This window comes from Bradyrhizobium guangzhouense, assembly GCF_004114955.1.
Classification (GTDB): Bacteria; Pseudomonadota; Alphaproteobacteria; order Rhizobiales; family Xanthobacteraceae; genus Bradyrhizobium; species Bradyrhizobium guangzhouense.
The window spans coordinates 3,111,541-3,124,809 of record NZ_CP030053.1 but is presented as its reverse complement, the minus strand read 5'-3'; the positions used below and the strand labels follow the sequence as shown (position 1 = coordinate 3,124,809).

The 13,269-nt window shown below is 65.3% G+C and carries 12 protein-coding genes and 1 pseudogene; 9 read left to right on the top strand and 4 right to left on the bottom strand.

The genetic code is table 11. The features are described from left to right. The first annotated feature begins 5 nt into the window (after positions 1–5). Both XH91_RS15095 and XH91_RS15090 read left to right on the top strand, forming a co-directional pair. Positions 6–1,256, top strand: a complete 1,251-nt coding sequence (locus tag XH91_RS15095; RefSeq protein WP_128951309.1) for an arsenic transporter — start codon at positions 6–8, stop codon at positions 1,254–1,256. Positions 1,257–1,354: 98 nt separating this feature from the next. Next, positions 1,355–1,582 carry a hypothetical protein gene (locus XH91_RS15090; RefSeq protein ID WP_128951308.1) on the top strand — a complete coding sequence of 76 codons (228 nt, stop codon included), beginning with the start codon at positions 1,355–1,357 and terminating at the stop codon, positions 1,580–1,582. Positions 1,583–1,633: 51 nt separating this feature from the next. On the opposite strand, the gene XH91_RS15085 is transcribed toward XH91_RS15090, so the two are convergent. Together XH91_RS15085 and XH91_RS15080 are read right to left on the bottom strand one after the other, a co-directional pair. Then, positions 1,634–2,998: an MFS transporter gene (locus XH91_RS15085; RefSeq protein ID WP_128951307.1), complete on the bottom strand. Its 1,365-nt coding sequence runs from the start codon at positions 2,996–2,998 to the stop codon at positions 1,634–1,636. A gap of 41 nt (positions 2,999–3,039) precedes the next feature. Continuing rightward, the gene (locus XH91_RS15080; RefSeq protein WP_128951306.1) at positions 3,040–3,804 is read right to left on the bottom strand and encodes a GntR family transcriptional regulator; all 765 of its coding nucleotides are present in this window, start codon (positions 3,802–3,804) and stop codon (positions 3,040–3,042) included. Between the two features lie 182 nt (positions 3,805–3,986). Here XH91_RS15080 and XH91_RS15075 point away from each other — a divergent pair, with 182 nt between their 5' ends. Genes XH91_RS15075 through XH91_RS15065 form a run of 3 tightly spaced genes read left to right on the top strand, consistent with a single transcriptional unit; the run spans position 3,987 to position 7,022 of the window. Next, positions 3,987–5,186 (top strand): mandelate racemase/muconate lactonizing enzyme family protein, encoded by a 1,200-nt coding sequence (locus XH91_RS15075; protein ID WP_164935761.1) that lies wholly within the window; start codon positions 3,987–3,989, stop codon positions 5,184–5,186. Positions 5,187–5,198: 12 nt separating this feature from the next. Beyond that, on the top strand, positions 5,199–5,966 hold the full coding sequence (locus XH91_RS15070; RefSeq protein ID WP_128951304.1) for an SDR family oxidoreductase: 768 nt from the start codon (positions 5,199–5,201) through the stop codon (positions 5,964–5,966). Between the two features lie 24 nt (positions 5,967–5,990). Then, complete coding sequence (locus XH91_RS15065) at positions 5,991–7,022, top strand: L-idonate 5-dehydrogenase (RefSeq protein ID WP_128951303.1); 1,032 nt, start codon at positions 5,991–5,993, stop codon at positions 7,020–7,022. Positions 7,023–7,106: 84 nt separating this feature from the next. Here the strand turns inward: XH91_RS15065 and XH91_RS15060 are convergent. After that, positions 7,107–7,538 (bottom strand): annotated as a pseudogene (locus XH91_RS15060) (DUF2380 domain-containing protein); the annotation flags it as partial. 186 nt (positions 7,539–7,724) lie between these two features. Between XH91_RS15060 and XH91_RS15055 the strand changes: the two are divergent. Together XH91_RS15055 and XH91_RS15050 are read left to right on the top strand one after the other, a co-directional pair. After that, positions 7,725–9,110 (top strand): sensor histidine kinase, encoded by a 1,386-nt coding sequence (locus XH91_RS15055; RefSeq protein ID WP_128951302.1) that lies wholly within the window; start codon positions 7,725–7,727, stop codon positions 9,108–9,110. Continuing rightward, positions 9,107–9,760 carry a response regulator gene (locus tag XH91_RS15050; RefSeq protein WP_128951301.1) on the top strand — a complete coding sequence of 218 codons (654 nt, stop codon included), beginning with the start codon at positions 9,107–9,109 and terminating at the stop codon, positions 9,758–9,760. Before XH91_RS15055 ends, XH91_RS15050 begins: the two co-directional genes overlap by 4 nt. Positions 9,761–9,772: 12 nt before the next feature. Here the strand turns inward: XH91_RS15050 and XH91_RS15045 are convergent, their stop codons facing one another. Continuing rightward, entirely contained in the window at positions 9,773–10,756 is a 984-nt protein-coding gene (locus tag XH91_RS15045) for a VOC family protein (RefSeq protein WP_164934250.1), read from the bottom strand. A gap of 147 nt (positions 10,757–10,903) precedes the next feature. On the opposite strand from XH91_RS15045, the gene XH91_RS15040 reads away from it, so the two are divergent. Beyond that, positions 10,904–11,695 (top strand): DNA-binding transcriptional regulator, encoded by a 792-nt coding sequence (locus XH91_RS15040; protein WP_128951300.1) that lies wholly within the window; start codon positions 10,904–10,906, stop codon positions 11,693–11,695. Between the two features lie 73 nt (positions 11,696–11,768). Then, positions 11,769–13,265 (top strand): bifunctional 3-(3-hydroxy-phenyl)propionate/3-hydroxycinnamic acid hydroxylase MhpA, encoded by a 1,497-nt coding sequence (gene mhpA / locus XH91_RS15035; protein ID WP_128951299.1) that lies wholly within the window; start codon positions 11,769–11,771, stop codon positions 13,263–13,265. Positions 13,266–13,269: the final 4 nt, after the last annotated feature.

Below are 13,269 nucleotides of genomic sequence, written 5' to 3'. Positions count from 1 at the left end.
TGAACGTGCCGTCTCACGCCATCTGGGCCTGGAGCATCATCGTCGCGGCCACCGCCGGCGTCATCATCCGCCCTTTCCGCCTGCCCGAGGCGATCTGGGCCGTGCTCGGCGCCGGCGCGCTGGTGCTGCTCGGCTTCCTGCCGTGGCAGGATGCGCTTGTCGGCGTCGAGAAGGGTGTCGACGTCTACCTCTTCCTGATCGGCATGATGCTGATCGCCGAGCTGGCACGGCTCGAAGGCCTGTTCGACTATCTCGCAGCGCTGGCCGTGGAATATGCCGGCGGCTCGCCGCAGCGGCTGTTCCTGCTGATCTACGTCGTCGGCACTATCGTCACCGTGTTGCTCTCCAATGACGCCACCGCGATCGTGCTGACGCCGGCCGTCTATGCCGCGACGCGGGCGGCCGGCGCCAAGCCGCTGCCTTATCTCTTCGTCTGCGCCTTCATCGCCAATGCCGCGAGCTTCGTGCTGCCGATCTCCAATCCCGCCAATCTCGTCGTGTTCGGCGCGCGCATGCCGCAGCTGACCGAATGGCTGCGTCTGTTCGCCCTGCCCTCGGCGGCATCGATCCTGCTCACCTACATGGTGCTGCGCCTGACCCAGCACCGTGCACTGAAGGACGAGACCATCGCGCGCAGCGTGCCGCATCCCGAGCTCGGCCACGGCGGCAAGCTGACGGCGGTGGGTATCGTCGCGATCGGTGTCGTGCTGGTCACGGCCTCGGCGCTGGACAAGCAGCTCGGCTTGCCGACCTTCATCTGCGGCGTGGTGACGGCCGCGATCGTCCTGCTGATCGGCCGCCAATCGCCGCTGCCGGTGCTCAGGGGCGTGTCCTGGAGCGTGCTGCCGCTGGTCGGCGGTCTCTTCGTGATGGTGGAGGCGCTGATCAAGACCGGTGTGATCGGCCAGCTCAGCGCGCTGCTTCATCAAGCGGTCGCGCAATCGGTCCCGAAGGCGGCCTGGAGCGTCGGCATCGCAACGGCAATCGCGACCAACATCGCCAACAATCTGCCGGTCGGACTCGTCGCAGGTTCGGTCGCCGGCAGCGACCATCTGCCCGCCCCCGTTGTCAGCTCCGTCCTGATCGGCGTCGATCTCGGACCCAATTTGTCGGTCACGGGATCGCTCGCGACTATTCTCTGGCTGGTGGCGTTGCGGCGGGAGAAGATCGAGGTCGGCGCATGGCGGTTCCTCAAGCTCGGCATGCTGGTGACGCCGCCAGCCCTCATCGCGGCGCTCGCGGCGGCGATCCATTAATCGCGCGCAGTTTGCGGCGCATCAATGTGACGCGGATAGCCGAACCTATACTGCACCTTGTCGCGCAGCCTCATGGGGGAGCGGCAAGGAGGTTCATCATGCAAATTCAATCAAAGGCATTGCCGCAGAGCTTTTCCCTGCGTCGCTCGCTTCACGGCTTTTCGGCGCCGGGCGAAGCATCCCACCCGATGCTGGTCTTCAGCACCGTTGCGCTGCTGGTCCTGCTCGCCGTCGTGCAGATCGATCTGCACGGCGCCCAGCTTCAGGCCATCGGCCTGCTCGGCCACACCGCGACCGGGATCGATCCCGTCTTCCTGAGCCCGTAGGCTCGGAGCAAACCGATCGCGGCCATGAGGCCGCGACCGGAGAGTTTGTCGTCAATCGTTCTCGTAACCGTAGACTTCCGGCAGGATGAAGATTGCCGCAAGCAATCCGATCAGCGGGAAGATCGCGACGAACAGCGTCGCACTGGCCTGCCCGATCGCCGCGAACAGTGACGGGAACAGGAAGATCGCCAGGAACGACGGCAGCTTCACGAACATGTAGGCGAAGCCGCTGGCGGTGCCGCGGTACTTCGGCTTGGCGACCATGGTCGGAATCGTCATGCAGTTCGACGCGTCCCAATAATGGCCCCAGAGCATGGCGGCGGCCGCGAACGGCAGCAGCATCTTGTTGTCGGTGTAGAGCGCGAAGGCCGCGACCAGCAGCGAGGCCAGCACGATGGCAAATCCCGCAATCGCGATGCCGCGATGGCCGATCTTCGGCGTCAGCAGCGGGCCGACCCAGCCCGACAGCGCGGCGAAGCAGAACAGGCCCATCGTCACCAGATTGTTGCCGAGCATGCTCGACACGCCGACCATCACGAACAGGACCGGCAGATAGAACGCGAAGGTCGAGAACTCGCTGCCCTGGGCGAAGCAGGCGATCCAGCCGTAGATCGTGGCGCGCCAGCGGATCGGATCCTTCCTGAGGTCGGCGAGGAATGCGCGGGTCGAGACCTTCGGCACTTCGACGTCCCGGTCCGGCAGCATGGCGAGATCGTCGTTGAACATCTCGCGCGCGACCTGCTTGGCCTCGCGATAGCGTCCCTTCTGCACCAGCCAGACGGCCGTCTCCGGCACATCGTGGCGCATCACCAGGATGATCAGCGCGGGCACCGCACCGAGGCCGAGCGTCACGCGCCACAACATCTCGTGCTGGATGTCGAGCAGCAGAAAGATGACGATGACGCCGATGGTCAGCACCTCGCCGACGGCGAACATGAACTGCCAGCGGTTGCCCATGACCTCGCGCTCCCCCTTCGCCATGGATTCCATGATGTAGGTGTAGCCGGTCGAGATGTCGGAACCGAGGGGAACGCCGAGCAGGAAGCGGATCACGACGAGCCAGCCGACGCTGGGCACGAAGGCCTGCGCCAGGGCCAGCACGATGAACATCACCATGGTGATCAGGAACATGACGCGACGGCCGATCTTGTCGGAGAGCCAGCCGCCGAGCAGCGCACCGACCAGCGCGCCGCCCTGCGTTCCAGCGGCCGCGAGGCCGAGCATCAGCGGGTCGGGATTGTACTGTTCCTTGATGAAGATCAGCACGAACGCGATGGAATAGAGATCCCAGGCCTCGACCAGGATCGAGGCCATCATCAGCCAGCCGACCTTGCTGCCTTTGGGGCTGTAATTGGTGATGAGGTAGCGGACCGCGGCTTCGCTCGCGGTCGGTTGTGGCATGGCCATAGTCGACATGTTTGGTCCCTTCTTCAAAACTCTTGACGCGCCAGGTGCTTTCAAGCGCCGAGCAACGGCTCGATGCTGCAATCGAGCAGGCGCGGATCGATCCCCGTCTCCATGCCCGTGAACATCTGGCCCATGTAGTCGATCAGCGCATCGCTCGCCTTGACGGCATCCTCGACGCGGCGGTTGGCAACTGCATTGAGAATACCGAGGTGATGGTCGATCGTTCCTGAGAGATCGGCCTGTCCCGGCATGAAGCGGTGATGGATGTAGCCGATGCGGCGATACAGCGTGTGCAGCGGCCGCAGCGTGTGCACCAGGAACGGCTCGCCCGCCGCCTCCAGCACCAACGCATCGATGCGACGGTCGATGCTGTTGAACTCGTCGAGGGTCAGGGTGGCGCGGCGCTCGCGCAGCAGGCGTTCGATGTGCAACGCTTGATTGCGATGCGACAGGCTGGCGCGATCGGCCGCAAGGCGAATGACAAAACGCTCCATGTCGCGGCGCAGGTCCAGCAGCATGCGCTCGCGCGCCAGATCGATCGGCGCGATATGCAGGCCGTGGCGTGGCCGGATGATGATGAGCGTGTCGGCGGACAGACGATTGACGGCGTGATGCACCGGCGTGCGACCGAAGCCCGTGATCTGCTGCAATTCCAGCATGGTCATGAACTGGCCGGGCTTGAGCTCGCAGTGAACGAGCAACTCTTCAATCCTCTGATAGGCCAACTCGAAAAAGTTGAGACGGTTGCGCCGCGAGGGCTTGCCCTCGCCGTCCTCCGAACCCACCACCTCGAGCGCGCGCTTGCGCCGTGCCATCACATTTCCTCCCGTCGGCCTGCGCTCTCGCATTGCAGGGCGGCGCCTTATTTGTGGCACCCTTAAAACATGTTGTGATATATTACAAGCGGCGGTAAGACATCCGTCGGCTCCGCAGCATGTTGCGGTGCGAAATCAAAACACTGCGGGCGCGAGGCGCCTTTGACGGGAGGAGAGTTGCCGTGAAGATCACGTCGATCGAGACGCTGCGCACCGAGGAGTTCTCCAACGTCATCTGGGTGCGCGTTCACACCGATAGCGGCGTGATCGGTCTCGGCGAGACCTTCTACGGTGCAGGCGCCGTCGAGGCGCAGATCCACGACACCTTTGCCGGCCGCCTGCTCGGCCGCAATCCCCTGCACATCGAGGCGATCCATCGCGACATGCTGAACTTGCCGATGGCGCAGTCGTCCACCGGCGTCGAATATCGCGCAGCCTCAGCGATCGACATCGCGTTGTGGGACCTGTTCGGCAAGGTCTGCAATCAGCCGGTACACCAGATGCTCGGCGGCCTCTGCCGCGACAAGCAGCGCATCTACAACACATGCGCCGGCACGCAATATGTCCGCTCCACCAATATCAGCCCGGTCTCGAACTGGAATCTCGGCGCGTCCAAGGGTCCCTACGAAGATCTCGACGGCTTCATGAACCGCGCCGATGCGCTGGCCGAAAGCCTTCTGGAAAGCGGCATAACCGCCATGAAGATCTGGCCGTTCGATCCGGCGGCGCAGGAGAACAAGGGTCTCTACATCACCGCAGCGCAAATGAAGCAGGCAATCGAGCCGTTCGAAAAGATCCGCAAAGCCGTCGGAGACAAGATGGAGATCATGGTCGAGCTCCACTCGCTGTGGAATCTGCCGACCGCCAAGCAGATCGCCCGCGCGCTCGAGCCCTACAAGCCGACCTGGTACGAAGACCCGATCCGGATGAACTCGCCGCAGGCGCTGGCCGAATACGCCCGCTCGACCGACGTCTGGGTCTGCGCCAGCGAAACGCTGGGCTCGCGCTTCCCCTACAAGGACATGCTCGACCGCGACGCCATGCATGTGGTGATGGCGGATCTGTGCTGGACCGGCGGCCTCACCGAAGGCCGCAAGATCGCCGCCATGGCCGAGACCTATCACCGGCCTTTTGCCCCTCACGACTGTATTGGCCCGATCGGCTTCATCGCCGCCATCCACATGTCCTTCAGCCAGCCCAACACGCTGATCCAGGAATCGGTGCGCGCCTTCTACAAGGGCTGGTACAATGAGCTCGTCACCACGATGCCCGTGATCAAGGACGGCTACGTCTTCCCGATGGAAGGCCCCGGCCTCGGCGTCGACCTTCTGCCCGCTGTCTTCGAGCGCTCCGATCTGATCGTGCGCCGCTCCAACGCCTGAGGATTTTCTGAGATGAGCACCGCCCTGTTCGACCTTTCCGGCCGCACTGCCCTTGTGACCGGCTCCTCGCGTGGGCTTGGCCGCGCCATCGCCGAAGGCATGGCCAGGGCCGGCGCCAGGATCATCATCAACGGCGTCGATCCCAAGCGCGTCGAGCAAGCCGTCGCCGAATTTCGCGCCGCCGGTCATCAGGCCGAAGGTGCCGCGTTCAACGTCACCGACGAGCCCGCGATCGTCGCCGCGTTCAACGACTTCGACAGACAAGGCATCGCCGTCGACATTCTCGTCAACAATGCCGGCATCCAGCACCGCAAGCCACTGGTCGAGTTCACCACCGACGAATGGCGCAAGGTGATCGAGACCGATCTCACCAGCGCCTTCGTGATCGGCCGCGAGGCCGGCAAGCGGATGATCCCGCGCAAGCACGGCAAGATCATCAATATCGGCTCGCTCGGCAGTGAGCTGGCACGTCCCACCATTGCGCCCTACACCGCGGCCAAGGGCGGCATCAAGAACCTGACCCGCTCGATGGCGGTGGAATGGGCGCAGCACGGCATCCAGGCCAATGCGATCGGCCCCGGCTACATGCTCACCGACATGAACGAGGCGCTGGTCAACAACACCGACTTCAACACCTGGCTGATGGGCCGCATCCCCTCCAAGCGCTGGGGCAAGCCGGACGAGCTGGTGGGCGCGGCGATCTTCCTCGCCTCGGATGCCTCCACTTACGTCAACGGCCAGATCATTTATGTCGATGGCGGCATGATCGCCGCGATGTAATCGCGAACATCAGGGAATAAGACCATGCGCGCCGTCGTCATTCACGCTCCCAAGGATCTGCGGATCGACACCTATCCTGATCCGGCCCCCGGCCCGGGCGAAGTCCGCATCAAGATCGCCAATGGCGGCATCTGCGGCTCCGATCTGCACTACTACCATCACGGCGGCTTCGGCGTGGTTCGCATCCAGCAGCCGATGGCGCTCGGGCACGAGATTGCCGGCGTGGTCGCAGCTGTCGGTGACGGCGTCGCCGGCGTGAAATCAGGCACCCGTGTCGCGGTCAATCCGAGCAAGCCGTGCGGGCAGTGCCTGCATTGCCAGGAAGGCATGCGCAACCAGTGCCTGGACATGCGCTTTCTCGGCAGCGCGATGCGCTTTCCTCATGTCCAGGGTGGCTTTCGCGAGTTCATCACTGTTGATGCCACACAGGCCGTGCCGATCTCCGACAAGCTCTCGCTGGCGGAAGCCGCGGTCGCCGAGCCGCTCGCAGTCTGCCTGCATGCCGGCAAGCAGGCCGGCCCCCTGCTCGGCAAGCGCGTGCTGATCACCGGCTGCGGCCCGATCGGCGCGCTGATGATTCTTGTGTCGCGCTTCGGCGGCGCGTCCGAGATCGTGGTGACCGACGTTGCCGATGCGCCGCTGGCGGTCGCGAAAAAGCTTGGCGCCACGCACGCCATCAACGTCGCCACCAATGCCACCGCGCTCGATCCGTGGCGCGCCGGCAAGGGCGTGTTCGACACGCTGTTCGAAGCCTCCGGCAACCAGGCGGCGCTGCGCACCGCGCTCGACGTGCTCCGTCCCGGCGCGACGCTGGTGCAGCTTGGCCTCGGCGGCGAGATGACGCTGCCGATCAACTCCATCGTCGCCAAGGAACTGCAGTTTCGCGGCACCTTCCGCTTCGATCCCGAGTTCGAGCTCGCGGTCCGGTTGATGGGCGAAGGCCTCGTTGACGTCAAACCGCTGATCACGGCGACCATGCCGTTCGAGAACGCGGTTGCCGCGTTCGAGCTTGCCAGCGACCGCTCGCAGTCGATGAAGGTGCAACTGACCTTTTAGGGCATGATCCGGAAAAGTGTGCAGCGGTTTTCCGAATAGATCATGCTCAAAACAATAACCCTAAAGCGCGACGATCGCGCTTTAGGGTTGCGCCAGCGCGGTCATGACCTCGCGGGAGACGAACATCTCGGCACGCTCCCACGATTCATCATTGTCGCCGCGGAAGGTGTAGAGCTTGTCCATCACGACCTTCTTGGCGCCGACATCGATCACCGCGACCTTGGCCCATTGCACTAGCGTGCTGGTCTTCTGGATGCCGCCGATCACCTTGAACGCCGCCCCCTCCTGCACGGAGGGCGCCAGCCGGTAGCGCGGGTCGGCAGCGATGTCGCGCCGGAGCGCGACCATGAAGGCCTGGAGCCGCCGCTCATGGGCCGCACTCTGGTCAACAGGCTCCGCCGAGGTATCGGTGTAGCTGAAATCGTCGAGCGCAATCGCGGTCTCGGCAGCGGCTCGGCCATTCAGCCCAGCCGCGAGAAGAATGAGAAAAGGCAGCAACGACAGGGGACGGCTCATCACGGGCCTCGCATGTTCGAAAGACCGCACGCTAGGCGGACCTTTCCTGCGCCGCAGCCGTGGCCATCCCGACCCGTTCCGGGAAAATTTCACGACATTGCACTGCGGCAAGGGTGCCGCTTTGCGCAGGCCGCGTTCTGCCCTTTAATGCGCAGGCGACAATCCGTTCGCATCAGGTGCCCGCCGATGTGGAACCGCCCGAGATTCGATCTCAAGGTCCGCCTGACCTTGCGCGTGGCTGCCGTTTCGGCCGCCTGCTTCGCCGCGATATCGGCCTATTTCCTGATCACGGCCGACCGCGCCGCACATGCGCGCATCGACGAGATCGCCGCCATCGTGGCGAAGACGTTGGAGCTGCAGCAGGGCAAGGTGCTGTGGACGGCGAGCCCGCGCGCGGACTTTCCCAACCTCGATCCAGTGTCGGCCTATGTGATGACGCCCGGGCTCTGCCTGACCTTCCGCGGCACAAATGGCGAGATGATCCAGCGCTTCTGTAGTGGTGCGCCTGTCACGGCCGACTCGCCGCCACAGATCTTCACCGCGTTCTACCATGGCCTGTTCGACCCCGGCCGCGAAGCGGCACGGCCCGTGATCCTGCGCGGGATAAAGCTCGGCGAGGCCGTGGTTTCGGTCGACCCGGCCGTGCAGACGGCGGAAGCCTGGCACGAGGCCGGCCGGCTGATGCTGGCGCTTGCGATCGCGCTGCCGCTGTTGTGCGTGCTGGTCTATGCCGCGCTGGCCCGCGCGCTGCGCCCCACCCGCTTGATCAGCACCGGTCTGGCGCGCATTGCCGCCGGCGACCTCACCGCCCGGCTGCCGCCGTTCGACCTCGCCGAGCTCACGGCGGTGCGCGACGTCTTCAACCATCTCGCCGAAAGCCTCGACACGGCGCTCGCCGAGCGCGCCGAATTGACGCGAAAGCTGATCGCGCTCCAGGACGAGGAGCGCCGCCATCTCGCCCGCGAGTTGCACGACGAGTTCGGCCAGTCGCTGGCTGCGATCCGCGCCCTCGCCGCCTCCGCTCGCCAGACCGCCGCACAGGAGTGTCCTTCCCTGCTCGGCGAATGCGACGGCATCGCGCGCACCGCATCAGGCATGATGGAGACGCTGCGCGGCGCGCTGTTCCGGTTGCGGCCGCCGGATGTCGAGGAGCTCGGCCTCGTCGCCAGCCTCGAAGGCCTCGTGGCGGGGTGGAACGGACGCAGCCGCGGCGAGACCCGCTTCACCATTCGCTTCGACGGCACGTTCGAGACGCTGCCGGCCACGATCAGCGCCAATCTCTACCGCATCGTGCAGGAAGCGCTCACCAACGCCGCCAAGCATGCCGGCGCGACCAAGGTCAATCTCGAACTGGCGATGCATGCCGACGAGATCGCGCTCGCCATCGACGATGACGGCCGCTCGACCGACCCCGCCGCGAAATCAGGCATGGGCCTGCTCGGCATGCGCGAGCGCGTCGCGGCGCTGCGCGGCCGGCTCAGCTTTGAGGCCGGACCGCAAGGCGGCTCCGCACTGCGCGTCGTCATTCCGCTTGCATCATCGGGACCGCAAGCGCTGGAGCATGCGGCATGACCGCGACGATCTTGCTGGTCGACGACCATTCGGTGGTCCGCGAAGGTTATCGCTCCGTGCTCCAGAAACAGCCGGGCCTGCGTGTGATCGCCGAGGCCGGCGACGGCGCGGAGGCCTATCGCCTGTTCAAGTCGGAAGCGCCCGATCTCGTGATCATGGATCTCAGCATGCCCGGCATCGGCGGCGTCGAGGCCGTCAGGCGCATCAGGCAATGGGACAAGGCGGCAAAAATCCTCGTCTTCACCATGCACGAGAATGCCGGCTTCGCCGTACAGGCGATCCGCGCCGGCGCGCGAGGCTATGTCACCAAGACCAGCCCGCCCGAGACCCTGGTGCGCGCCGTGATGGACGTGCTGGCCGGCAAGATCGCGATCAGCCCCGACATCGACCACGAGCTGGCACTGAGCCGGATCAGCGGCGAGAGCTCGGCCGCCGATGTCCTCACCCCGCGCGAATTCGAGGTGCTGCGGCTGTTGCTCGCCGAGAATACGACGGAAGAGATCGCCGAGACGCTCCACGTCAGCCCGAAGACGGTGGCCAATCTGCATTCGCTGATCAAGGACAAGCTCGGCGTCGGCTCCGACATCGAGCTGGTCCGATTGGCGCTGCGGCAAGGGATACTGACGGAGCCTGATCTCGGCGAGGCCTGAGCGAGACCGAAATCACTCGCGCGCGACCACCTGATCCAGCCAGGCGCAGTTCAGCGGCGGCACGCGCGGATCGGGAACGCGCACGCCCCGCGCGGCCGCATCCATTCGCATCTCGCGCAGGCGCTTGCGCTGCTCTTCGGGCATGTTGAGCCGCTCATGGCCCCATAGCGAGGGACCATCAAAGGTCTCGTGCGGCTGCCAGGTCTGCGGATCGATGATGCGCCCGCCCCAGCCATATTCGATGAAGAAGCCGGATGGCGTGTCCACATAGAACGAGGTCATGTGGTCGTTGGTGTGCCGGCCCAGCGTGTAGACGACGCGGCCGTCTTCGAGTTGCGCGAGGTCGTAACCCTGCCCGACATCGTCGAGGCTGCCGAGCTCGACCATGAAATGATGCAGCGCCTTGCGCCCGGAGCCGACCATCGCAAAGGAATGGTGGCGGCCATTGACGTGGAAGAAGTACAGCCCATAGGGCTTCAGACCGAAATCGGAGACGTGGAAGCCCAGCACATCGCGGTAGAACGGCAGCAACGGCTCGACGTTCTCGACGTTGAGCACTACGTGTCCCATGCCGAGCGCGCCGGTGCGGAAGCCCGAGATGGGTCGGCCGGGTTGAAACGGTTCGCTCGCAAGCTCTGGCTTGCAGAAAGCCTCCAACCGGTTGCCGGCGGGATCGGCGAACGTGATGAGCTCGGCGACATGCCGCTCGTCGGCCAGCGCGCGCGAGCCGCGGGTGACCTTGACGCCATGGCTTTCCAATCGGCCCGCCAACTGGTCCAGCTCTGCGATCCCAGGAACTTCCCAGCCCATCACCGCAAGGCCGGCATCGCTGCTGCCGTCGACGATCAGGCGCTGCTTGCGATCGTCCATGCGGAAAGCGCGCGTCTTGCCGCCGCGATCGACCTGCTGCATGCCGAGCAGGCCCGTCGCCATCCGGCCCCATTGATCGAGCTGTGACGAATTGATGCCGATATAGCCGAGCGCGGTGATTTCCATCGAATTCCTCCCGAGAGCATCGCCTTCGCCGCAGTGCGGCGAACTTGATACCGGCCGCGCGCGATCCTACGGTGACGTCACGCAATCGCTTCGCGTTCGCAAGGACGATAGTCGCGCCGTCGTGCGCCACAAGGGAGAAAACACCAAGTGTCCAAGGAGCGGACGCGGACCCGCCAGCCGCGACAGTCGGAGGGCGTCCGCGCCTTCAAGCGCGGTCTGGACGTGCTGCAGGAGGTCAACCGCTCCGGCGGCATCCGCGCCGGCGACGTTGCGCGCGCGCTCGACCTGCCTCGCCCGACCGTCTATCGCCTGCTCGAAACGCTGGAGGAACTCGGCTATGTCGCCCGCAGCGCCAGCGACGACCGCTTTCGCGTCACCCGGCTCGCTTTGAGCCTTGGCGATGGCTACGACCCCGGCGTGGTGATCTGCCAGGCGGCAGCCCCTTATCTCGCCGAGCTCAGCAAGACCCTGGTCTGGCCGGTCGACCTCTCGACTTACGAGAACGCCGCGATGGTGGTGCAGGAGACCACGCATTCCCGCAGCCCGCTCTCGATCGACCGCGGCATGATCGGCAAGCGCCTGCCGATGCTGCGAACGTCTGCTGGCCGCGCCTATCTCGCCGCCTGCCCCGCACGCGAGCGCGACCTCATTGTCAACCATCTCCGCCGCATCGACGAAGCCGACGACCGCCCGTTCCTCGACCAGGGCCGTCTCGACCGGATGATCACCGAGACGCAGGCGCGCGGTTACGCGATCCGCAGCGAGGGCGAATACAATCCGAAGACGGCATCGATCGCTGTGCCGATCGTGCGGAACGGCGTGGTCTACGGCTGCATTTCCATCATCTGGATCCGCTCGGCGCTAAGCATCGAGGAAGCCATGGCGCAATTCGTCAGCCAGCTTCAGGAGACGGCCGCGGCCATTCCGGTCGAGACTTAGGGGCCGTCCGCTGGGCGGACACTTCGGCCAGCGCCGTTGAAGCGGTGGCACCTGATGGGGAAGAGATAGCCCCATGCAAGATAAATCCGCCCCTGAGGAGTTTGACGTTGTGATCGTCGGCCGTGGCCCGGTCGGCGCCACACTGGCCAATCTGCTCGGCCTCTGTGGCGTGCGGACGCTGGTGCTGGAGCGCGAGGCACGGACCTATCATCTGCCGCGCGCGGTGCATTTCGACGACGAATGCATGCGCGTGTTCCAGACCATTGGCCTTGCCGACGCGATCCTGCCGCATGTCATCCTCAGCCCAGGCATGCTGTTCCTCGACGCCCAGGGCAACATGCTGCTGGACTGGTCGCGGCCGCAGACGCTGACGCCGATGGGCTGGAATCTGAGCTACCGCTTCCATCAGCCTGACCTCGAGGACGTGCTGATCGCAGGCCTCGCCCGCTGGCCGCACGTCAGCTTGCGCAGCCGCTGCGACGTCTTCGCGCTCGATCAGGACGAGACCGGTGTGAGCGTCCGCTACGAGGACCTCTCCACCGGCAAGCTCAGCGAGGTGCGCGCCCGCTATGTCATCGGCTGCGACGGCGCGCGATCTCTGGTGCGCCGCTTCATCGGTTCTGGCATGGACGACCTTGGCTTCCATGAGCGCTGGCTGGTGATCGACGTGCTGCTCAGGCGCGAGCGCGACGATCTCGGCGACTACAGCCTTCAGCATTGCGATCCCAAGCGGCCGGCGACCTACGTCCGCGGGACGGGCTCGCGGCGGCGCTGGGAGATCAAGGTGCTTCCGGAGGAAGATTCGAACGACGTCGCGCAGCCGGCCAAAGTCTGGGAGCTGCTGTCGCGCTGGATCGCGCCTGACGATGCCGAACTCGAGCGCGCCGCGGTCTACAAATTTCATTCCGTGATCGCGCAGCAATGGCGGAACGGCCGCCTGCTGCTTGCCGGCGATTCTGCGCACCAGACGCCGCCATTCCTCGGCCAGGGCATGTGCGCCGGCATCCGCGACGCCGCCAATCTGGCGTGGAAGCTGGCCAGCGTCATCTGCAGCAGCGCCGATGCCAGCCTGCTCGACACCTATCAGAGCGAGCGACAGCCGCATGTGCACGAATTCATCGAGCTCGCCATTCGCCTCGGTGGTGTCATCAACACCAAGGCGATCGAGGCCGGGCTTGCGGCCGGGCAAGCACGCGAGAATGCGCCCGTGAAGCTCGAGGTGAAGAAGCCTCTGCTCGGCCCCGGGCTCGCGCTTGGCGACATGCCCCTGGCCGGACATCTTGCGCCGCAGTTCACGCTGAAGGACGGCAGCCGCAGCGACGACCGGATCGGTTACAACCACCTGCTGATCGTCGAAAGCGCCGCGCGCTTGGCTCAACTGCAGGCCGGGATCAACATCCTCACCAGCGACGATGTCGAAGGCATCGGCCCTTGGCTCCGCGAGCACGGCATCGTGGCCGCGCTCGTTCGTCCTGACCGCTACATCCGCGGCACCGCCCGCAACGATGCCGAGCTTGACCGTCTCCTCGCCACGATCGCGCCATCCACCCATGTGCCGTCCGCGGCCTGACCGA